A 20,570-nucleotide genomic window follows, 5' to 3' on the forward strand; every position below is an offset into this window, starting at 1 on the left:
TTGTGTTGTACTTCTGTCCGACAAGGAAGTCACCAGCGCAAGGCGGTTGCAGTCATGAGCGTTCTCGACAGGGTCCTCGACAAAGCTCGGGCGACGGTCCCGATGGACAAGCAGGTCCAGGGCCTGCGTCTGGCGCAGAAAGCCAAGAGGCTCGTGCTGGGGGAGCGCCAACCGACGTTCGTCGAGGACGTGATCCCTGACGTCGACGGGCTGGATCTGACCGAGATCGACGTCAGCAATCCCTTCCTGTACGGCCAGGGGAAGTACGACTCCTACTTCGCCCGCCTGCGGGACGAGGCACCGGTCCACTACCAGGCCCACAGCGCATTCGGGCCGTACTGGTCGGTCACCCGGTACGCCGACATCCTCGCGGTGGACAAGGACTTCGAGACGTTCTCGGCGGAGCCGCAGATCGTCATCGGTACGCCGCCGGAGGGCCTGGACGTCGAGATGTTCATCGCGATGGACCCGCCACGTCACGATCGACAGCGTGACGCGGTGCAGGGTGTCGTGAGCCCGCGGAATCTCGAGGAGATGGAAGGCCTCATCCGCTCACGCGTGCAGGAGGTGCTCGACGAGCTCCCGGTCGACGAGCCTTTCGACTGGGTCGACAAGGTGTCCATCGAACTGACCTCCCGGATGCTCGCGACACTGCTCGACTTTCCGTACGAGCAGCGCCGCAAGCTCGTGTACTGGACCGAACTCGCAGCTGCCAGCGCCTCGGCCACCGGGGGCTCGAACGACATGGACGAGGTCTACCGCGGAGTGGCCGACATGGCGCGCAGCTTCAGTGAGTTGTGGCACGACAAGGCCGCGCGACTCGCGGCGGGCGAGAAGCCGGGGTACGACCTCATCACCTTGATGCAGATGTCCGAGGACACCAAGGACCTGATCGAGCGGCCGATGGAGTTTCTCGGCAACCTGACCCTGCTCATCGTGGGCGGCAACGACACCACGCGGAATTCGATGACGGGCGGCGTGTACGCACTGAATCAGTTCCCGGATCAGTTCGATCGGCTGCGGGCGGACCACGGCCTTGTCCCGAAGCTCGTCAACGAGATCATCAGGTGGCAGACCCCGCTGGCACACATGCGTCGGATCGCGACCAAGGACACCGTGTTGAACGGCCAATTCATCCGCAAGGGCGACAAAGTTGTCATGTGGTACGCGTCGGCCAACCGTGACGAACGGACGTTCGAGAATTCCGACGACTTCGTCATCGACCGCCCGAATGCGCGCCAGCACCTGTCGTTCGGAATCGGTGTCCATCGATGCATGGGAAGCCGGCTGGCAGAGATGCAGCTCCGGATTCTCTGGGAGGAATTGCTCGCGCGGTTCGAGGACATCGAGGTGCTCGGTGAACCCGGATACCTGCAGTCGAACTTCGTCAGGGGCTACACCGAGATGATGGTGACCCTCACACCGATCGGTCGTCCGCCCCGGTCCGGTGCCCGTCGCCGCGACCGATCCGCCGCGCCGCGCCGCGCCCCCGCCGTCACCTCCGTCGGTGAGTTCACGGCCCGAGTCGCCGAGCGCCGTGAGGTGGCCGACGGGATCGTGGAACTCACGCTCACCGACCCGGCGGGCGCGACGTTGCCGTCCTGGACCGCCGGCGCCCATGTCGACCTCGTCCTCGACAACGGACTGGAACGGCAGTACTCGCTCTGCGGACGCGCCGCCGACACGTCGTCGTGGACAGTCGCGGTTCTCCGCGAACCGAACGGCCGCGGCGGATCGGCGTACGTCCACGACACTCTCGTGGACGGTGCCACCGTGCGAGTGCGCGGCCCACGCAACAACTTCCGACTCCTTCCGTCGCCGCGGTACCTGTTCATCGCCGGCGGAATCGGGATCACCCCGATCCTCCCGATGATCGACGCGGCCGAGGCGGTCGGCGCGGAATGGTCGTTGCTGTACGGCGGCAGATCCCGTGAGTCCATGGCGTTCCTCGACCGGCTCGAGGGTGATCCGCGGGTCACGGTCTGGCCGCAGGACGACAAGGGCCTGCTCGATCTGGCGTCCGCGCTCGGCACGCCGCTGCCGGACACCCTGGTCTACGCCTGCGGTCCCGGCGCGCTGCTCGACGCCGTGGAGGAGAGGTGCGCGGCGTGGCCTGACGGCAGCCTCCACATCGAGCGTTTCGCAGCGAAGAAAGTCGAGCCGGCCGAGGGTGCACTCGACTCGTTCGAGGTGGAGTGTTCGCGATCGGGCGTGACGGTGTCGGTACCTGCGGGTGTGTCCGTGTTCGACGCGGTCGAGAGAGCAGGCGTCGACGTGCTCGGGTCGTGCATGGAAGGTGTCTGCGGAACCTGCGAGGTCGACGTCCTCGGAGGCACGCCCGACCACCGGGACTCGATCCTGACTGCGTCGGAGCACGAGCGAGGCACCACGATGATGCCGTGCGTCTCAAGGTCGCTGTCCGCGAAGCTGATCCTCGATATGTGAGGCTGCGTCGTCACACCAGGGCGGAGACGACGCGGCGGATGCGGGTGACCGCCTCGTCGATCGAGACGGTCGGCTGCAGAAGGTGACTGAGCGTGAGTCGGACCACTGTGTCCACCGTCGCCTCGGCAAGACCGCGGCTCTCGGTGATCACCTGCACCGCCTGTTCGAGCACGGCGTCGCTGCGCACGGTGAGCAGTCGGAGCAGCTCCGGGTCGTGACCCGGGGTCAGGACCGCCTTCAGCACGGTGTTGTCCTGGCCGTGTTCGAGGACGTACCGGACGCCGGCCGACAGACCGTCGACCACCGAGTCCGGCTGGGCGTCGAAGCTGTCGAGTACCCCGGCCATGAAACGCTCGACCTCGCGAGCGACGATCGACTCGCCCAGTTCGGTCTTGGTACCGACCTCCTTGTAGAGGCTCTGGCGGGGGATGCCCGACCGTGTGGCTACCCGCGTCATCGACAGTCGATCCCACCCCTCCTCGACGATGATGGCGACACCGGCGTCGAGCAGGCGCTCCCTGCGGAGGGCGCGGAGTTCGTCGTAGAAGGCGGGTGCGTTCACCGTCTCAGCCTACGACACATCGCTTCTTACTGTTCTTCCCGAATACAGAACCGCCGTGGTTGTCCAGCTCCGTGACACCGGACGGGGCGAATCCCGACCGCCGCGTCTCCGGTCGCCGTACGTTCGGGTGGACCGATGAGGACTAGCGGAACGAGGAACGACATGAGCGATCTACACGTGGTGGCGACTATCCCGGTGACCGAGGGATTCGACGAGGTGCTGCAGGCGATGCGTGAGTTCGCCGTCCTCACGCGCGACGAGGACGGGTGCCTGGAGTACGACGTCTACACCTCGAACGCTGCGGCCGACACGATCGTGACCGTCGAGTTGTGGCGAGATCAGGCCGCGCTGGACGGGCACATGGCGTCGCCGCACATGGCCGACGTCATGGGTAAGCACGGCGCCAAGCTGGGGGCCCTCGCGATCCATCCGCTGACCCCCGCCTGACTCAGGCGTAGCGCGGTTCGTCCCGGTACGTCGATGCGTCGTCACCCGGTTCGGACCGCGCGACCACGGAGTACACCACTCCAGCGACCGCGAGCAGCGCGACCATGACCAGCACGGCGAGCCAGCCCGTGGAGTCCATGGAGTCGGCAGCGATGCGCTCCAGACCGGCGGCCAGCCAGCCCACGGGCGTGAACGCCGCGGCCTTGCCGAAGATCGAACTGTCGGGCGAGGACACCAGTGCCCCACCGGCCAGAACCAGCTGGACCAGCAACAGAACGAAGTTGATCGACTGTCCGACGACGCGTCCGAAGGCCATCTGGACGGCTCCGGCCGCGGCGAGGAACGCCGCCGAGGACAGCAGCAGGAAGACGATGCCGCCGAGCAGCGAGCCGAAGCTCGGGCCGTCTCCGACGAACCAGTAGACGACACCGGCTGCGGCCGTGACGGCAACCGCACCGATCACGGGCGCGAGACGCGCGATCCGGTCACGGCGGGTGAGCAGACGCATGAGGCTGACCGCAGCCGCGGCAGCGACCGCCACCAGCGCGGCGATCAGGTAGTAGCTGGACGTCGAGCTGCTCGAGACGACCATCGTCGTCTGCGTCCCGCCGTTGTCGTCCGTCGTCGTCGTGGTGGCCACGGCGTTCGCTGCGGGCAGCGAGGTCGTGGCCGTCTTCACGTTGGTCTGCAGGCTGGTGACGACACCCTGGATCGGCGCGATGCCGGTCGTGAGCTGGTCCGTGCCCGCCTTCAGCTGCTTGCCGCCGTCGTCGAGCTGGACGATGCCGTCGAGGAGCTGGTTCGAGCCGGTCGCCAACTGGTTGCTGCCGTCCACTGCCGTGGCGACGCCGGTGACGAACTCGCTCGACGGATCGTCGAGCTGGAAGGCGAGCAGCGCAGCGCCGTCACGCAGTTGGTTGATCTGGGAGATCGCGTCGGGACCGATGCCCTGGCGGTTCAGCTCGGCGATCAGGTCGCGCAGTTGCCGTGCGGCATCGGTGGTGATCGGGTTGTTCAGTGTCTCGATCGTGTTGGCCACATCGGCGATCGACGAGGTGACCTTTGCCTGCTTCTCACCCAGCGCGAGCAACGGCGTCGTCAACTGGTTCACGCCGCCGCTGATCTGCGACGCACCGTCACCGAGCTGCCCCACGCCGCCCTGGAGCTGCACCAGACCTGCTGCCAGCTGGGTGTTGCCGTCGGCGAGCTGGACGGTGCCGGTCCGCGCCTGGCCGAGCCCGTCGGACAGCTGCGTCACGCCGTCGGTCAGCAGCGGCGCCGAGTCGGTGAGCTGCGTCAGGCCACCGCTGAGGAGACTGAGCGGGAGCTGCGTCTGCGACAGCGCCGAGCGCGTCTTGGCCAGCGGATCCGCTGCAGCGGCGGTGCCACCGGTCTGATCACCCGAGTCGGTTCCTGCGTCGCTCGAGCTGGTGGACGACGACACCGGTCGGACGTCGCGTCCGCTGAGGGAGGCGAAGAGGCCGGCGAGGATCAACGGGAGCGCGATCACCAGGATGACGATCACGGGCCGCGACAAGGTCGAGGCGAGACCGGATCGCTGAGCGCCGTGTGCAGTGGGAGAAGTCATGATGAGCCTCAGGCTAACGGGTGAACGACGGTGGTCGACACCGTGTGCGAGGCGATCGACGTATCCGTACTACCCGTGACCTGGCCGATTAAGAAGTCGGTGAGGATTTGCCGCGGTGCCGGGGGAGCAGATCCCACACGTGCGCCGTTTCGTTGATCGACGCTACCGTACGCCTTCCGCTGCGGGAGAACAGGATTCGGGTCACCGAGCAGTAGTCGATCGGGAAGGTCAACGGCATCTGCGTGCCCAGCAGGTGGTGCAGGTAGATGTTGATCACACCGCCGTGGGCGAACGCGGCGACCGTGTCGTCGTGATCGGCGTCGTCCGCGACGGTGGCGATGTCGGCCAGCACCCTCTCGGCGAAGGCGTCCGCGTCGACCGCGCTGGGGAGGTGTCCGGCCTTGATGCGCGCGAACTCGTCGGGGAACGCTTCACGTGCCTCCTCGATGGGGAGGTAGCCGGGGAAGTCGCGGTCGTACTCCGCGAGCCCGTCGAACACGTCCACGGGCAGGCCGGTGTGCGCAGCCAGTGGTTCGGCGGTCTGCCGCGCCCGCAGCTGCGGGCTGCTGACGATGCGGGCTACCGGATAGTGCAGCAACCCCTGCGGCACCGCGGCCGCCTGCTCCCGGCCGAGGGGTGCGAGCGACGGGTCGGCATCGGCGTCGGAACGCACGGGGAGAGCATGGCGGATCAGCAGCAGTTGCACACCGGACACTGTCGCACGAGTTCAGTCACGACTGTCCAGTTCTGCCACCAGGCGCTTCGGCGCTGTCCTCCGATACGACATGTCCAGCAGCTCGGCGACCTCGTCCCAGTCCGGTCGGCCGATCGTGAGGTCGAGGCCCACCCACCCGCCGGTAGCGGTGTAGGCCGGCTCGAAGAATCGCTCGTCCCCGAGGAGGGCGGCTCGCTCGTCGGCGTCGGGAAGGATCTGCAGCGACCGGTCCCAGCGAGTGGACCGGTGCTCGCCCTTCACGGTGGCCCCGTAGATCGCGAAGACCTTGACGGTGTGGAAGTTCGGGCGTCCGTGAGACACCTTCTCGCCGGCACCCGGTAGCCGGAGGGCCAGCTCGCGCACTCGACTCAGCAGGGGATCACCGTCGTCGAATCGCACCGGATGCGCCATGACCGAGAAGACTAGGCGCTCGGGCGGTCGATCGACATCACGACGTGGTCGGTGGGGTCGATCGGGTTGTCCGGGGTCAGGTGGGCGTCGGCGACGCGTCGGAAACCGGCCTTCTCCAGCGCCCGCCACGAGGCGACGTTTCCGGCCGCCACCGGAACGACGATGCACGTCGCGGCCGGGTACCGCCGCCACGTGTCGGCGGTGAACGCCGCGAGCATGCGAGTTCCGAGACCGTGCCCGACCATCTGCGGCTCGCCGATCAAGTAGTCGACGGTGACGGCCTCCACGGGCACGGGCCAGTAGGGCGCCAGTTCGGTGACGTACTCGGGGTAGTCGTGCCAGCGAGCGCGCTGCAGCAGGCCGAACGCGGCGCCGTCCTCGAGGGCGAGGAAGTCCTCGGACGGTTCCTCACCCCGCGCCGACGCCCCGAAGTCGCGGGCGACCGCCTCGGCGGTGAACTCGTGGTTCCACCAGCGCGCCACGTGGGGACGGGACAGCCACTGCGCGAGCAGCGGAAAGTCGTCCTCGGTGACTCGCCGGAACGTCGGCATGTCAGCGCATGGACACGAGTTCGGTCACGTCGTCGTACGGCAGCTTCCCGTCGACCGTGGCCATGACCTGCATCCGGTTCAACAGGATGTAGCCGTCGTGGTTGTCGAGGAAGGCCGTGTCGGCGGCGTCGCGGCCGGTCGCGATGCGGACCAGGCTCTGGCGGGGAGCCAACCGGGTGGCGTCGACCACGCGCCACGCCCCGTCGACGTACGCCTCGGCGACGGCGTGGAAGTCCATCGGATCGCATCCGGGCGCGTACACCGCGACGAGCCTGGCGGGCACGGTCATCGCACGAAGCAGAGCCACGACGAGGTGTGTGTAGTCGCGGCAGACACCACTTCCGGCGAGGAGGGTGTCGGTGGCGCCGTCGATGGGGTCGCTGCTGCCGGGGACATAGCTCAGACGACGACCGACCCACGCGGACACGCGTTCGAGTACGTCCGCGTCGGAGGTGTACTTACCGAATTCGGTGGCCGCGAATCCCAGGAACTTGTCCGACTCGCTGTAGCGACTGGGACGCAGGTACATCGACAGGTCCCGTTCGACGACCGGTACAGGATCGGCGTCACCCTCGATCCTGGCGCGGTAGTCGACAATGAGAGTTCCACGGTCGCAATCGAATCGGTGGATGCGCCCGCCGGTCTCGGTGCGGATCACCGTCGGTGCGATGTCACGTCCGTCGAGTCGGAACGACAGTGATTCGGTGACCGTCGCGCCCGGAAGTTCGGCCACGGCGATCTGGAACTCGAGGTTGCTGGGGTCGACGATCTGTACGTCGAGAAATGCCGATACGTCGCGCGTCACGATCGAATGATGCCATTGATCACGGGCGGAAGATCGCGCGGACGCAGTTGTCCTTCTTCTCCTTGAAAATCGCGTACCCGGCGGGCGATTCCTCCAGGGACATATCGTGCGTGATCAGGAACGTCGGGTCCAGTTCGCCGGACTGCATGTGATCGAGCAGGGTAGGAACGTATCGCTGTCCGTGCTGCTGAGCGGAGCGCAGCGTGAGGCCTTTGTTCATGACCAGACCCATCGGGAACTTGTCGGTGACGCCGTAGACGCCGAGCACCGAGACGATGCCGCCTTTCCGCACTGTTCGGATGGCCTCACGGAGGGCGGTCGCTCGGTCCGACTCGAGCCGCAACGCCTGCTTGGCCTTGTCGTACACCTGCCCGACGCCCGTGCCGTGGCCTTCCATCCCGACCGCCTCGATCACTGCGTCGGGTCCGCGACCGCCGGTCATCTCCCGGATCTCGTCGGTGACGCTGTCCGTAGCGGAGTAGTCGACGGTGTCGGCACCGAACTCCTCACGCGCCATGGCGAGGCGTTCCGGGATCCGGTCGACGACGATGACGCGGCCCGCACCCATCAACTGGGCGCTGCGCGCAGCCATGAGTCCGACCCCGCCCGCACCCCACACGGCGACGGTCTCGCCGCCCGTGATCGAGCAGAAGTCCGCACCCATGTAGCCGGTCGGGATGGCGTCGGAGGCGAACAGTGCCTGCTCGTCGGTCACCCCGTCGGGAACCGTGAAGCAGTTCTGGTCGGCGAACGGCACGCGGATGTACTGCGCGTGCGACCCCTGATAGCCACCGAACGGATGCGTGTAGCCGTAGATGCCGCCGGTGGGATACCCCAGCAGCGGTCTCTGCAGATCGGCATTCGGGTTGGTGGTGTCGCAGAGCGAGTACTGCTCGTGGTCGCAGTACCAGCAGTTGTTGCACGCGATGAAGGACGGCACCACCACCCGCGTGCCGACGCTCGTGGCCGACACCTCGGCCCCGACCTCGACGACCCGGCCCATGAACTCGTGGCCGATGACGTCACCCTCCCGCATGCCGGGCAGGTAGCCGCTGAGGAAATGCAGGTCCGACCCGCAGGTCGTGGTGACCGACACCTCGATGATGGCGTCGTGCGGATTGACGATCACAGGATCGTCGACCGTCTCGACGGACAGTTGGTTCACACCGGTCCAGCAGAGTGCGCGCACGTCGGTCTCCTACTTCTCGCCCGGTCGGGCGGCCGGGGTGGGAACCAGCGTGGGTATCTCGCCGGTCTGCAGCAGGGCTCGGGCTCGATAGAGCACCTTGAAGGCCGCGACCCGTGCAGCGACGTCGGGAACTACGGGGAGGGCCAGATCCAGCGTCACCTCGGTGCCCAGGTCGAGGGGGGCTTCGGCGAACCGAACGACGGCGAGGTCGGTGCCTCCGTCTGCTCGGGCGAAGCGCACGGTGTTCCCGTCCTCGGAGCGGGTGGTGTCGACGCTCGGGTCGTTACCGGACCCACCGTCGTCCGACGCACCGTCGAGTGTCCACACCACGACGTCGCCCTCACCAGGAGAGACCGTGGCGACGTCACCGAGCACGGACGACAACCGCTCGGTGTCCAGCCACAACCCGCGAGCCGTAGGGATGTCGACCGCGATCGTCAGCGTCACCGGCCCTGCGGGCTCCGTCTGGCCGCGACCGGTGACCTTCTGGACGGCCTGGCTGCTCAGGGCGGTCTCGGCCGCCGCCTTCACTGCGTTCCGCGCTGTATCGACGATGCTCACGTGCACTCCTCGGGTCTGCGTGAGCCCCGCATACCCGGCGATCGTCCCCGGAAACAGCCGCCGGGCGATCGGGTTCAGCTCGCCTGTCGAGCACCCTCGTCGTGCTGGGGCGGCGGTACGGATCCGAGTGCCCACCGGATCGCCGTCGTGACGGCCATTCCGCTGGCACGCACTGCCGTCGCCTCGGTGAGCGGCAGGTAGGGGAGCCGGAGAGGAAGTCGCGTCCACCAGGGCATCATCGACACCGCCACCGTGGACAGGAGCCCGTAGGCCGGCCGTACCGCGAGCGGAATCGGCGGGTTGAGCAGGATGAAGCGAGCGGTGCTGCGTGCCGCGGCGGTGCCCTTCAGTTCCGGCCGGTAGAGGGCCAGCATCTCTTCCAGTTCGGCCACCGTCTCCGGAACGTCGACCGCTCCGAGCCCCCTCGCGACCCAGGCGGTCTCTCGCACGTACGCATCACGGCCGGCAGCGTCGAGTGGGTGCGCGCCGTAGCGGTCGTGCGCACGGAGGAAGCTGTCGATCTCGGCGACGTGGACCCAGCGGATCAGGTGGGGATCCGACGCCGCGTAGGGACGACCGTCCGGCGCGGTGCCGGTTATGCGTTTGTGCACCGCGTTGACGATGCGGATGGCTCGGTCGGCGTCCTCGATGGTGCCGAACGTGGTTTCGGCGAGGAAGGTGCTGGTGCGCTGCAGCCGTCCCCAGGGGTCGCCGCGGTACCCCGAGTGTTGGTCGACCGCCGCCATCGCGAGAGGGTGCAATGACTGCAGCAGGAGAGCGCGCATGCCGCCGACGAACATCGACGCGTCGCTGTGCACGTGATGCACCGCGGAGTCCGGGCCGTAGCGCCGGGGCCCGGTGGAGAGGTGGATGCGGTCGCGTCGTGCCGGGCCCTCGTCGCCCGCGATGCGAGCGAAGATGGTCTCGCCGACGCGCTGCTGGACGGAACTGAGAGGGTTCATCTCCCCAGTGTGCGCTCGCGCGGCGATCAGCCGACGGAGACAGTTCTCACCAGCGCCGCGACTCGCCGAGGCTGATCGATCATGGCGTGGTGGTGCGACGGCGACACCACGGCGAAGCGGCCGCCGAGGTAGCGGGCCAGTCGCTGCTGGCGGCGGAGCCACTGCGCTCCCCACGGCGTCCGGCGTCCGGTGTGCGCCGCGGCGACGACGACAGGAACTGCCGGCATCGGCGTCCGACGGCGAAGACGATTCAGCTCGATCGCCAGGTCGACGTAGACGGCGTACTCGACGGTCGCCGCTGTCAGGTAGGACGGTCGGCGATAGATGCGACGCAGGTCGTCGATCCTCTCGGGCGCATAGCCGTCGGGCGGGATCGCCTGCGTCAGCACGTGCCTGACCGCGTCGGCCAACAGCCACTGCACGCCGATCGCCGAGGCCACCCGCGCCAGCGCACGAGCGATCGGGATCCGGACAGCAGGAGGAACGAGAGCCCCCGGCCGCTTCTCGACGCTGGCATCGAGGAGCACCAAGCCTGCCGTCCGCTCAGGGCACAGGCGGGCGAATGCTTCGACGTAGAACCCGGCCATCGAGTGGCCGACCAGGACGACCGGATCGTCGATGCCGAGCGCGTCGAGCACCGCCTCGATGCGTCGGGCTTCCTCGTCGACGGTGGGTACGCGACCGGCGGGAAGGGGCTCGCTCTCACCGAACCCGGGTCGGTCGATGACGATGCTTCGACGGCCGGCGTCGGTCAGCAGAGCGGAGACGTCGATCCAGTCGTGCCACGTGGACGCCAGGCCGCCGCACAGGATCACGGGCGGGTGATCGGACTCCTCCGGCCCCGCCAGGACTACGTGTACCGACGTCCCGAGGACGTCGACGAACCGTCGATGGCTCGGTTTCATGTGAAACATTCCAGCGTTCACGTACGGGGTTTGGCGAGCGGAAACGCCAACGTCTCCCGGATGCTGCCGCCGGTGATGAGCATGACGACGCGGTCCACACCCATTCCCAGACCGCCCGTCGGCGGCATCCCGTGTTCGAGAGCCTGGAGGAAATCTTCGTCGAGTTCCATGGCTTCGGGGTCACCGCCCGATGCGAGCATCGACTGCTCGGTCAACCGGGCTCGCTGATCGACGGGGTCGGTCAGCTCGCTGTACGCGGTTCCGAGCTCGACACCCCACGCTACGAGATCCCACTTCTCGGCGACACCGTCGATGCTGCGGTGCGGACGGGTGAGGGGCGACATCGACGTGGGGAAGTTGGTGTAGAACGTCGGGAACTCGGTGAAGTCCTCGACGAGGTGTTCGTACATCTCCTGGGCGACCGCCCCCTTGTCCCACGTCGACTGATACGGAACGTCGTGGAGGTCGCAGAGCCGCTGGAGCTCCTCGAGGGACGTCTCGGGTCCGACGTCTTCTCCGATCTTCTCGGCCACCGCGCCGTGCATGGTCTTCACCGGCCACTCGCCCGAGATGTCGATCTCGGTCATCGTTCCGTCCTCGGCCGGGCGATAGATGACCTCGCGGCCGTAGGCCGCGGTAGCAGCTCGCTGAATGAGCTGACGGCACAACACCATTGCTTCTTCGTAATCGCTGTGCGCCTCGTAGGCCTCGAGGATCGTGAACTCGGGATTGTGCTTGAAGTCCGCGCCCTCGTTGCGGAACACCCGACCGATCTCGAACACCTTCTCCATACCGCCCACACACAGTCGCTTGAGATACAGCTCGGGCGCGATGCGGAGATACAGGTCGAGGTTGTAGGCATTGATGTGGGTGAGGAACGGAGCAGCATTCGCCCCGCCGTGGATCTGTTGCAGCACAGGTGTTTCCACCTCCATGAAGCCGCGCTCGCCGAGGGTGTCACGAAGCGACTTCACGACGGCACTGCGGGCGCGCATCAACTCGCGCGCGCGAGGGTTGATCTCCATGTCGACGTACCGCTGGCGGACCCGCGATTCGGGATCGGTCAGGCCGCGGTACTTGTCGGGCAACGGATGCAGCGACTTCGCGTTCATCCGCCAGTCGGCGACCAGCAGAGCCAAGGCGCCGTTGCGGCTGCGTCCGACCACGCCGGTGCAGGAGATCAGGTCACCCAGATCGAAGTCGGAGGCGAACTGCGTCAGGCGATCTCGCCCGACACGCTCGCGGTCGAGCAAGATCTGCAGGTCACCGCTCCAGTCGCGGACCAGGCCGAACACGACGCCGCCGTAGTCCCGCACCCGCAGCAATCTTCCCGCGATCCGCACCGTCGTCCCCTCGGGTGACCGGGACGCGTCGACGATCGTGTGGGTCGGTGGGTGTGCGGTGGGATACGCGTCGACACCGCTGCGGGAGAGCCGGTCCAGCTTGGCCAACCTGACGCGCACCTGCTCGGGACGTCGGGGTCCGGCGCGATCGACGGTGGCGACGTCGTCGGGCTCACTTCCGTCCGCGTGCAGCGAGCCCGCCTCGAGCAGTGCGGCCGGAACTGCCTCGCGGGTTCCGGTGTGTGCCTTCGCACCCAGGCCCGGCAGAGTCAGGAATCCTTCCGCGATGGCCGACGCCGTGCCCACCTTGGGCAGGTCGCGGTTGTCCTCGAAGCAGAGGTACCGGGGCACCCACTCGGGCTGGTACTTCAGGTTCGATCGGTAGAGGGCCTCGAGCTGCCACCATCGGGAGAAGAACACCAACGTCGAACGCCACAGGCGCAGAACGGGTCCCGCGCCGATCCTGCCACCGGCCTCGAAGACGGACCGGAAGACCGCGAAGTTCAGCGAGACCTTGGTGATCCCCACCGTGTCGGAGCGCGCCGCCAGTTCGGACACCATCAGCTCGACGGTGCCGTTCGGCGAGTGCGGATCTCGGCGCATCAGATCCAACGATGCTCCGTTGCTCCCCCAGGGCACCAGGGACAGGGTGCCGACGACCCGGTTCTCGTCCAGCACCGCTTCGACGAGGAGGCAGTCACCGTCGAGCGGATCGCCCAGGCGACCGAGAGCCATCGAAAACCCGCGCTCGGTCTCGGTGTCGCGCCACTCGTCGGCCCGCTCGACGATGGCCGGCCACTCCTCGTCGGGGATGTCCCGGTGCCGTCGGATCCGTACCGTGACGCCTTTGCCTTTCGCGCGATTGACCGCCTGGCGGACGGGCCGCATCTCCGGCCCGTTCAGGGCGAAGGACCGCGTCTGGAGAATCGCTTCGTCACCGAGCTCGAGGACGGTCAGACCGGCTCTCCGGAACGCCGCGGCACCGGTCTCGCTCGCCCCCATCACCGCCGGGGCCCATCCGTACTGCGACGACATCTCGAGCCATGCCTCGATCGCGTGCGGCCATGCTTCCTGGTGCCCGATGGGGTCACCACTGGCCAGGCAGACGCCCACTTCGACGCGGTAGGTGATCGCCGCTCGTCCGTTGGGGGCGAACACGACCGCCTTGTCACGACGCGTCGCGAAGTAGGCCAACGAGTCGTCGTTCGCCGATCGAGCGATGAGCCCGCGCAATGCGGACTCGTCGGTGCCTGTCAGCGCGTTGGTTGCCCGCTGCGACCTGAACAGCGTCACCACGGCCGCTGCGAGAGCGAGGAAGGCGAAGAGGCCGAGGAGGAAGTTCAGGAAACCGTGAGGCCGCCCGCTGAACTGCTCGTTGTCCACCAGAGCGAGGCCGGCCACTCTGTTCAGTGACCAGAGGAACGTCTCTCCGCGGGGGAGGCTGCCGGGAAAGGCTTCGAGCAGCGCCCATCCGATGAGGATTCCGATCACCAGACCCACGGCGAGCACGCCGATCGCCTTCCAGCCGGCACCCCGTCGAACCTTGGTGTCGAACTCCGGGCGTGCTGCGATCAGCAACGCGACGACCGCCACCTGCAGGGCCAGCCCGATCCACGACCCTGCGCTGCGGACGTCGTCGACGAGGGTCAGGACGTTGACGACCGCGGACGCCGTTCCGTACAGCACCGCGATCCACCAGGCGATCCGCTTGCGCGTGGAGAGGGCGGCGGCGACCAGTGCCAGCACCAGTCCGAACGACAGGCTCGTGTCCGGCGCATCGATGACGTAGGCGTCGATCCACTCCCGCGGCACACGCACGAGGGCGCGTAGTGCCGGCGACAGACTCCACAGCAGGACGATCGTCGCGTAGATGCCCAGTGCCAGACCCACGTGGTGCGGAACGTTGCGGAACCGGCCCTTGTGGCGAGAGCGTCGGTCCGCCTTGGCGACCCGCGTCGCGTCGGACAGCGGGGATGCCGTCTGGGTCGTGGACATGTGAGCTCCTCCTACAGCGCGGCGTGCGAAGACAACTATGCAACGACTTGCCCCACGGCGCGTGCTTGTTCCGGTGACGTCGCCCGGGGGAACCGGATCGCCGTCGGGTTCGTTGGCGGGACAGCACCGGTCCAACAGGACTTATCGGTCGAAAACGACGAAGGGATTCATCACCATGGGCGTCAGCTTGACCAAGGGCGGCAATGTCTCACTCACCAAGGCAGCACCGAACCTGACGGCCGTGTCCGTCGGTCTGGGGTGGGATCTGCGGACCACCACGGGAACCGACTTCGACCTCGACGCCAGTGCGATCGCCCTGGGACCGGACAAGAAGGCTCCGGGTAACGAGTACTTCGTCTTCTTCAACAACCTGAAGACGCCCGACGGCTCCATCCAGCACACCGGTGACAACAAGACCGGTGAGGGCGACGGCGACGACGAGGTCATCGACGTCGACCTGGCCGCCGTGCCGTCCACCGTGGACATCGTGACGTTCCCCGTCTCCATCTACGAGGCGGATGCGCGCTCGCAGTCCTTCGGCCAGGTGCGCGGCGCGTACATCCGCGTCATCGACAAGTCGAACGGCACCGAGTTGGCCCGCTACGACCTCACCGAGGACGCCTCGACCGAGACCGCGATGGTCTTCGGCGAGCTGTACCGCAACGGCGCCGAGTGGAAGTTCCGCGCAGTCGGCCAGGGTTACGCCTCGGGTCTCGCGGGAATCGCACGGGACTTCGGCATCACCGTCTGACCTTCTCGCGGTCGGCCCTTCGCTTCATGCGGACGAGGCCGGCCGCGGCGATGGCCACACCGACGACCGCCAGCAGGTCGGACTCGGTGATGCCGTGGTAGCGGGTGAACACGACCAATACCCGCCCCTCGAGCGGGCCGTTCAAGAACACCTCGGCCACCGACGCGGTGAGCAGTGCGACGACCGACAGCGCGTTGGGGCGCGCAAGGCACCACGCGGACGCGGCGAACAGCGCGTTCAGCACCACGAGCGAGTGGAAGATCTGGTTCATGCGGAGCGTCGGCCCTTCATCACAAATACGTGGACAGCAGGCGGTGGCCACCTGCTGCTTTGGCTCGGTACATCATCGAGTCGGCACCACGGGTGGCGCGTTCGATGGCCGAGGGACCGCTCTGCCACAACGGTGAGTCCGGGGTCAGGACGGCGACGCCCACACTGGCCGTCACCGGAATCGGATCCTCCCGATCGTGCACGGCGTCGTTGATCCGGGCGACTACGGACTCGAGGTTGCCCGCGGCGTCGGTCATCACCGCCACGAATTCCTCACCGCCGGTCCGGGCGACGACCCCGTGGTCGGAGAACAGGTCGGCGAGACGCGCGGCGAACAGCACGATGACGGAATCACCCTGCTCGTGCCCGAATCTGTCGTTGACGCTCTTGAAACGGTCGATGTCGACCATGACGACGACGAGCGGAACGGATCGATCGATCGCGGAGAGCCACAGGTCCTCCACGGAGTTCTGCAGCCCTCGACGGTTCGCCACTCCGGTCAGCGAATCGATGTCCGACGCCTTCGCATCGGTGGAGACCAACGACCACGCGATGGACGCGAAGATCGAGACGCCGCTCGACGCGCCGGCCGCCACCAGAACGGCGGCGATGGCGTCGTACGGCCCCCACAGACCCTGGTAGTACGCCATCGCGCCGATCAGGATGATCACCGAGTTGGTGAAGGCGATGTGGGCGACCAGGACTCGCGGACTGAGGAAGAACGTGCACAGCGCGCCGTTGATCGCGAACAGGAACGAGCCGATCAGGGCCGATGTCGGGGTGTCGAGAAGGATGACCGACGTGATGCCCACGTCTCCGAAGACGAGGAATGCCAAGAACTGCAGTTTCGTGTCCGGAACGGGTCCCGTCAGAGCCCAGACGATCACGGCGATCTGCAGCACCAGCACGAAGAGAACCCAGGCAACCTGCCACGTGCCGGACGGACCGTTCGGGGAGAACAGCATCAGCATGGACACGGTGATGTTCAGGACCACTGCCGCGGCGAACACGCCGCGAATCATTCCGTGAATCGGCCGGGTCGAGTGGTGCGTGAAGATCCAGTCGAAATCGTGCGGGGTGGTCAACCAGCGGTGGACGACCCGGAGGGCACTGTCCCTCGGACGGTGCGTGAGAGTCGATCGCGTCGATGTCCGTCGCCCGCGGGAGCCACTGTGACGACCCTGCACTCGCTGCTCCCGGTACGCCCGAGGAAGGGGCGTCCGAGGACGGTGGGTCGGATGAGGCATGAAGCTGGACTCCTTCGAGTCTCTCGTGCGGCCCCCGACGCGGTGTGTGCACACTTTCGACGCCGTGATGACGGTACGGGCAGTGTTATGTGCGACTCCAGTGTACGTGCAGTTTGTTTGTGTGGGCGTTAACCGGTACATGCTCGGATTCGCACCCTGGAATCCCGCGTGGTCCGGCCACTACGATCGGCGGGTGACCGCGTCGTTTCCCGCACGCCTGCCCGTCGTCCTCGCGCCCATGGCGGGTGGTCCGTCGACTCCGGCTCTCGCCGCTGCCGTCAGCAACGCCGGCGGACTGGGGTTCCTCGCCGGCGCTCTGCTGACCCCCGAGCAGCTCGACGAGCGGCTCACCGAGCTCGAGACCCTGACGTCCGCGCCGTACGGAATCAACCTGTTTCTTCCGTCAGCGCACATCGCCGTGGCGGACGAGATGGAGGCGTACCGCCAGTCCTTGACCGCGCTTGCCGCCGAACTGGGTGTCGAGCCAGGCCCGGCCACGCCCGGCGCCGACGACATCGACGATGTCGTGGACGTCGTCTGCGCGCACCGGCCGGCGGCCGTGTCCGTCACCTTCGGTCGTCCCGGGACAGAGCTGACCCGACGAGTTCACGACATCGGCGCCCTGATGGTCGGCACTGTCACCTCGGTGGCCGAGGCGCAGATGGCCGTCGAGGACGGCGCCGACATGCTCGTCGTTCAGGGCAGCGAGGCGGGAGGTCACCGCGGAGTGTTCACCGACGACACCTCGTCGATGCGCGGCGGACCCGCCATGTCGCTGGCGTCGTTGCTCGTCGCCGTCGGGCTGTCGGTGGAGGTCCCGTTGATCGCCGCCGGCGGCATCATGGACGGGTCCGCCGTGGTCGCCGCCCTCGGACTGGGGGCGGTCGCGGCACAGATGGGCACCGCGTTCCTGTGCTCGGACGAAGCCGGGACCACCGACGTCCACCGTGCCGCGCTGCTCGACGGGCGCTATCGACGCACCGTCGTCACGCGGGCATTCTCGGGTCGGCCTGCCCGCGGGCTGGAGAACGAGTTCGCACAGACGCACACCGACACCGCACCCGCCGGGTATCCCGACGTCAACGCCATCACCGGTCCCATCAGGAAGGCCGCGACGGCCGCCGGCCGCGCGGACGTTCCGAACCTGTGGGCCGGAACCGGCTGGCGCGCCGTCACCGCCGCGCCCGCCGCCGAGATCGTGGCACGCGTCGTCGCGGAGATGGAGTCGGCCTAGTTCCGCCGTCTCACTATCGCAGCGGCGGAAATACGCGAGAATGTAATGGTGCTCGACGACATCACGACCGGCGCGACCGCCTCTCGACCCGGGCGTGCCGGCAACGCCGGGGTTGCCACGGTGCAGAAGACGCTCGCAGTGCTCGAAGTGGTCGCAGACCGCGGCGGCGCCAGCGCCAGGGAAGTATCCGAAGCTCTCGGATTCCCCATCCCGACGACGTACCGGCTGCTCCAGGTTCTGGTCGGGTGCGAGTACCTCGTACATCTCAAGGCAGCGAAGCGGTTCGAGCTGGGGTACAAGCTCGATCGACTGGGTGTGAGTCTGCACCGACAGGTCGGCGTACCGGCGTCGGTTCGCCGGCGCATCGCGAAGTTGCACGAGTTGGTCGGCGCTGCGAGCTATTACGCCGTGTATCGCGGTGTCGACGTCGTCGTGGCGCATGTGGTGGACTGCCCCGCGCACCCCCGGATCACCCCGATGAACTTCGGTTTCCACGAGGCGGGTCACGCCACGGCGTTCGGGAAGATCCTGCTGGCGGCGATGAGCCTCGAGGACGCTACCGAATACCTCGACAGCCACGGAACCGAGCGGCTCACCCCCACCACGATCACCGATCGCACCGAACTCGCACGCCATCTCGCCGAGGTGTCGCGTCGCGGAGTTGCCTGGGAGCGGCAGGAATTCGTGCCGTCGACGGCATGTGCGGCGGTGGCCGTGCACGACGCGTCCGGGGCGGTCACCGGTGCCGTGGCGATCAGTACACCCGACCGGGAAGTGGACCGTAGGCGTGCGGCGGAGGTCGAGCGCGCACTACGGTCCACCGCGAACGAGATCAGCCGGTGGCTGCGTACCGGCTGATCCTGCGCATCAGGAGAACTGGATACCGCCGTCGACGAGCATCGTCTGACCCGTCACGTAGTCGGAATCCGGGGAGGCCATGAAACTGACGAGCTTGGCCACGTCGTCGGGTACGGACACCCGGCCCAGCAGGATCGACTGGGCATTCTCTGCCAATGCTTCGCCTTTCTGCTGCCCGTGCTTCGCTGCGAGCTTCTCGTCGATCAAGTCCCACATCGCGGTGCCGACGATGCCGGGTCCGTATGCGTTGACGGTGATCCCGTGCTCGGCCCATTCCATGGCCGCGGCCTGAGTCAGACCGCGAACGGCCCATTTCGTCGCCGAGTAAGGACCGAGAAGCGCGAAGGGGCGGAACGCGACGATCGACGCGGCGCCGATGATCTTGCCCCCTCCGCCCTGTGCGATGAACTGGTTGGCGGCGGCGCGGTACGAGTTGAAGACGCCCTTGACGTTGACGTCGAAGATCTTGTCGAAGTCCGCGCTGTCGTACTTCAAGAGTTCTTCGACCTGTGCGATGCCGGCGTTGGCGACGAAGACGTCCAGCTTTCCACCCGCGTCGACCGCGGTGCGCACCAGAGCGTCGACCGACGACTCGTCCACGACGTCGACCTCTGCGCCGGTCGCGATACCTCCGGCCGCAGTGATCGTCTCGACTGTGTCGTCGATACCGGCCTTCGACCCGGACAGGTCCGCCACGACGACGTGAAGGCCGTCTCGGCCGAGGCGTTCGGCGATGCTCTTGCCGATTCCGCGGGCAGCTCCGGTGACGACGGCAACGCGTGGGTTCTCGCTCATGGAGTCCTCCTTGACTCGGTGAATGATTCCCACCCAGATCACACCTGCTCCGTGATCGTCGTCCAGGGTCGTTCTCGCAGTCTGAGAACGGTCAGGACCGCGAGAAGAGATGGAGTCGGCCTAGATCGCTCCGGCGTTCGACTCGGCAGCGTTCTCGCTCCCCGCGAGCAGGATCGAGGCGATCAGTTCGGGATTGTCCGTCATCGGCACATGGCCGACGCCGGGCACCGAGATCATGCGCGCGTGCGGGAAGACGCGTCGGACGTTGCGGCTCTGGTAGCGCGGGAGGATCAGATCGCGCGTACCCCAGGCGACCGTGACCGGCACCAAAGGCTCTGTCAGAGTCGGGAATTCGAAAGGCGCGTCGATTCCGGCGTCGATCATGGCGTTGGTGGTCAGGGAGTCGACGTCGGCGACGGCGGCCTCGTACGGGACCCGGCTGGGGCGAGCGAAGAACGGCAGCAACGACGGGTAGCGCACCGCACGGGACTTCAGCGCGGTGGGCGCCGAACCACCGAGAGTGCGGGCGATGGCGCGCATTCCGCGGAAGGTCGCCATCGTCCGTGCCTGATCGGCGGTGTTCAGGAAGAAGCCGGCGGGGGACAGCGCCGTCGCGGACGCCACCTCTCCCTGCGCCGCGAGGCACAGTGCCACGAAACCGCCGAGGGAGTTACCGGCGATGTGCACCTGCTGATCCGGTTCCTCGACCTCCCGGACGAATTCGGTGAGTTCGATCTGCAGTCTCACCAGAACGTTCTCACCGGACTCACGCAGTGGTGCCGACTCGCCGTGGCCCGGCAGGTCCACGGTGACGACGCGTCGATACGGAGTCAGCAGAGGCAGAACGGCATCCCATGCTTGGCGGCGATGTACGACGCCGTGGACCAGGACAAGGGTGGGGCCGGTGCCCGCGACGTCGTACTTCAGAGTCATGCG

20 protein-coding genes are annotated in these 20,570 nt (G+C 67.3%); 5 read left to right on the forward strand and 15 right to left on the reverse strand.

Features of this window, described 5'->3' with window-relative positions; genetic code table 11:
• Positions 1 to 54 precede the first annotated feature (54 nt).
• The gene (locus AC0IX4_RS09190; protein WP_471828758.1) at positions 55 to 2,445 is read left to right on the forward strand and encodes a cytochrome P450; all 2,391 of its coding nucleotides are present in this window, start codon (positions 55 to 57) and stop codon (positions 2,443 to 2,445) included.
• 10 nt (positions 2,446 to 2,455) lie between these two features.
• Here the strand turns inward: AC0IX4_RS09190 and AC0IX4_RS09195 are convergent, their stop codons facing one another.
• Positions 2,456 to 3,007 (reverse strand): TetR family transcriptional regulator, encoded by a 552-nt coding sequence (locus AC0IX4_RS09195; RefSeq protein WP_471828759.1) that lies wholly within the window; start codon positions 3,005 to 3,007, stop codon positions 2,456 to 2,458.
• A 162-nt stretch (positions 3,008 to 3,169) separates the two neighbouring features.
• Here AC0IX4_RS09195 and AC0IX4_RS09200 point away from each other — a divergent pair, with 162 nt between their 5' ends.
• A complete protein-coding gene (locus tag AC0IX4_RS09200; RefSeq protein WP_042573496.1) occupies positions 3,170 to 3,454 on the forward strand; it encodes a putative quinol monooxygenase in 285 nt (94 codons plus the stop codon).
• A gap of 1 nt (position 3,455) precedes the next feature.
• Here AC0IX4_RS09200 and AC0IX4_RS09205 read toward each other — a convergent pair whose 3' ends face one another.
• From AC0IX4_RS09205 to lysX, 10 genes are all read right to left on the reverse strand, one after another.
• Positions 3,456 to 5,042 (reverse strand): phage infection protein, encoded by a 1,587-nt coding sequence (locus tag AC0IX4_RS09205; protein WP_471828760.1) that lies wholly within the window; start codon positions 5,040 to 5,042, stop codon positions 3,456 to 3,458.
• A gap of 88 nt (positions 5,043 to 5,130) precedes the next feature.
• Entirely contained in the window at positions 5,131 to 5,748 is a 618-nt protein-coding gene (locus tag AC0IX4_RS09210; protein ID WP_471828761.1) for a histidine phosphatase family protein, read from the reverse strand.
• A gap of 21 nt (positions 5,749 to 5,769) precedes the next feature.
• Positions 5,770 to 6,168, reverse strand: a complete 399-nt coding sequence (locus AC0IX4_RS09215; protein ID WP_471828762.1) for an MmcQ/YjbR family DNA-binding protein — start codon at positions 6,166 to 6,168, stop codon at positions 5,770 to 5,772.
• An 11-nt stretch (positions 6,169 to 6,179) separates the two neighbouring features.
• Positions 6,180 to 6,719, reverse strand: a complete 540-nt coding sequence (locus AC0IX4_RS09220) for a GNAT family N-acetyltransferase (RefSeq protein ID WP_471828763.1) — start codon at positions 6,717 to 6,719, stop codon at positions 6,180 to 6,182.
• A 1-nt stretch (position 6,720) separates the two neighbouring features.
• Positions 6,721 to 7,524: a transglutaminase-like domain-containing protein gene (locus AC0IX4_RS09225; RefSeq protein WP_471828764.1), complete on the reverse strand. Its 804-nt coding sequence runs from the start codon at positions 7,522 to 7,524 to the stop codon at positions 6,721 to 6,723.
• A gap of 19 nt (positions 7,525 to 7,543) precedes the next feature.
• Positions 7,544 to 8,713 carry a zinc-dependent alcohol dehydrogenase gene (locus AC0IX4_RS09230; protein ID WP_471828765.1) on the reverse strand — a complete coding sequence of 390 codons (1,170 nt, stop codon included), beginning with the start codon at positions 8,711 to 8,713 and terminating at the stop codon, positions 7,544 to 7,546.
• A 9-nt stretch (positions 8,714 to 8,722) separates the two neighbouring features.
• Entirely contained in the window at positions 8,723 to 9,274 is a 552-nt protein-coding gene (locus tag AC0IX4_RS09235) for a hypothetical protein (RefSeq protein ID WP_471828766.1), read from the reverse strand.
• A 74-nt stretch (positions 9,275 to 9,348) separates the two neighbouring features.
• The gene (locus AC0IX4_RS09240; protein ID WP_471828767.1) at positions 9,349 to 10,236 is read right to left on the reverse strand and encodes an oxygenase MpaB family protein; all 888 of its coding nucleotides are present in this window, start codon (positions 10,234 to 10,236) and stop codon (positions 9,349 to 9,351) included.
• A gap of 26 nt (positions 10,237 to 10,262) precedes the next feature.
• A complete protein-coding gene (locus AC0IX4_RS09245; protein WP_471828768.1) occupies positions 10,263 to 11,141 on the reverse strand; it encodes an alpha/beta fold hydrolase in 879 nt (292 codons plus the stop codon).
• A 17-nt stretch (positions 11,142 to 11,158) separates the two neighbouring features.
• On the reverse strand, positions 11,159 to 14,452 hold the full coding sequence (gene lysX, locus AC0IX4_RS09250; protein ID WP_471828825.1) for a bifunctional lysylphosphatidylglycerol synthetase/lysine--tRNA ligase LysX: 3,294 nt from the start codon (positions 14,450 to 14,452) through the stop codon (positions 11,159 to 11,161).
• 202 nt (positions 14,453 to 14,654) lie between these two features.
• Between lysX and AC0IX4_RS09255 the strand changes: the two genes are divergently transcribed.
• The gene (locus tag AC0IX4_RS09255) at positions 14,655 to 15,230 is read left to right on the forward strand and encodes a TerD family protein (RefSeq protein ID WP_042573509.1); all 576 of its coding nucleotides are present in this window, start codon (positions 14,655 to 14,657) and stop codon (positions 15,228 to 15,230) included.
• Here AC0IX4_RS09255 and AC0IX4_RS09260 read toward each other — a convergent pair.
• Both AC0IX4_RS09260 and AC0IX4_RS09265 read right to left on the reverse strand, forming a co-directional pair.
• On the reverse strand, positions 15,220 to 15,501 hold the full coding sequence (locus AC0IX4_RS09260) for a hypothetical protein (RefSeq protein WP_042573510.1): 282 nt from the start codon (positions 15,499 to 15,501) through the stop codon (positions 15,220 to 15,222). The genes AC0IX4_RS09255 and AC0IX4_RS09260 overlap by 11 nt on opposite strands.
• A 19-nt stretch (positions 15,502 to 15,520) precedes the next feature.
• Positions 15,521 to 16,585: a GGDEF domain-containing protein gene (locus AC0IX4_RS09265; protein ID WP_042573511.1), complete on the reverse strand. Its 1,065-nt coding sequence runs from the start codon at positions 16,583 to 16,585 to the stop codon at positions 15,521 to 15,523.
• A 355-nt stretch (positions 16,586 to 16,940) separates the two neighbouring features.
• Here AC0IX4_RS09265 and AC0IX4_RS09270 point away from each other — a divergent pair, with 355 nt between their 5' ends.
• On the forward strand, positions 16,941 to 17,981 hold the full coding sequence (locus tag AC0IX4_RS09270; RefSeq protein WP_231568604.1) for an NAD(P)H-dependent flavin oxidoreductase: 1,041 nt from the start codon (positions 16,941 to 16,943) through the stop codon (positions 17,979 to 17,981).
• Positions 17,982 to 18,029: 48 nt separating this feature from the next.
• Positions 18,030 to 18,839, forward strand: a complete 810-nt coding sequence (locus tag AC0IX4_RS09275) for an IclR family transcriptional regulator (protein ID WP_197074693.1) — start codon at positions 18,030 to 18,032, stop codon at positions 18,837 to 18,839.
• 9 nt (positions 18,840 to 18,848) lie between these two features.
• Here AC0IX4_RS09275 and AC0IX4_RS09280 read toward each other — a convergent pair whose 3' ends face one another.
• Positions 18,849 to 19,634, reverse strand: coding sequence for an SDR family oxidoreductase (locus AC0IX4_RS09280; RefSeq protein WP_042573571.1), 786 nt, complete (start codon positions 19,632 to 19,634; stop codon positions 18,849 to 18,851).
• Positions 19,635 to 19,754: 120 nt separating this feature from the next.
• Positions 19,755 to 20,567, reverse strand: a complete 813-nt coding sequence (locus AC0IX4_RS09285; protein ID WP_042573513.1) for an alpha/beta fold hydrolase — start codon at positions 20,565 to 20,567, stop codon at positions 19,755 to 19,757.
• Between the last annotated feature and the right edge of the window lie 3 nt (positions 20,568 to 20,570).

This window comes from Rhodococcus sp. AC861, assembly GCF_979256035.1.

Bases quoted from the DNA above. Each gene is read 5' to 3' on its own strand.
- AC0IX4_RS09190 (WP_471828758.1), top strand. From the start codon at position 55: ATGAGCGTTCTCGACAGGGTCCTCGACAAAGCTCGGGCGACGGTCCCG.
- AC0IX4_RS09200 (WP_042573496.1), top strand. From the start codon at position 3,170: ATGAGCGATCTACACGTGGTGGCGACTATCCCGGTGACCGAGGGATTC.
- AC0IX4_RS09205 (WP_471828760.1), bottom strand. From the start codon at position 5,042: ATGACTTCTCCCACTGCACACGGCGCTCAGCGATCCGGTCTCGCCTCG.
- AC0IX4_RS09215 (WP_471828762.1), bottom strand. From the start codon at position 6,168: ATGGCGCATCCGGTGCGATTCGACGACGGTGATCCCCTGCTGAGTCGA.
- AC0IX4_RS09220 (WP_471828763.1), bottom strand. From the start codon at position 6,719: ATGCCGACGTTCCGGCGAGTCACCGAGGACGACTTTCCGCTGCTCGCG.
- AC0IX4_RS09240 (WP_471828767.1), bottom strand. From the start codon at position 10,236: ATGAACCCTCTCAGTTCCGTCCAGCAGCGCGTCGGCGAGACCATCTTC.
- AC0IX4_RS09245 (WP_471828768.1), bottom strand. From the start codon at position 11,141: ATGAAACCGAGCCATCGACGGTTCGTCGACGTCCTCGGGACGTCGGTA.
- AC0IX4_RS09255 (WP_042573509.1), top strand. From the start codon at position 14,655: ATGGGCGTCAGCTTGACCAAGGGCGGCAATGTCTCACTCACCAAGGCA.
- AC0IX4_RS09260 (WP_042573510.1), bottom strand. From the start codon at position 15,501: ATGAACCAGATCTTCCACTCGCTCGTGGTGCTGAACGCGCTGTTCGCC.
- AC0IX4_RS09280 (WP_042573571.1), bottom strand. From the start codon at position 19,634: ATGAGCGAGAACCCACGCGTTGCCGTCGTCACCGGAGCTGCCCGCGGA.
- AC0IX4_RS09285 (WP_042573513.1), bottom strand. From the start codon at position 20,567: ATGACTCTGAAGTACGACGTCGCGGGCACCGGCCCCACCCTTGTCCTG.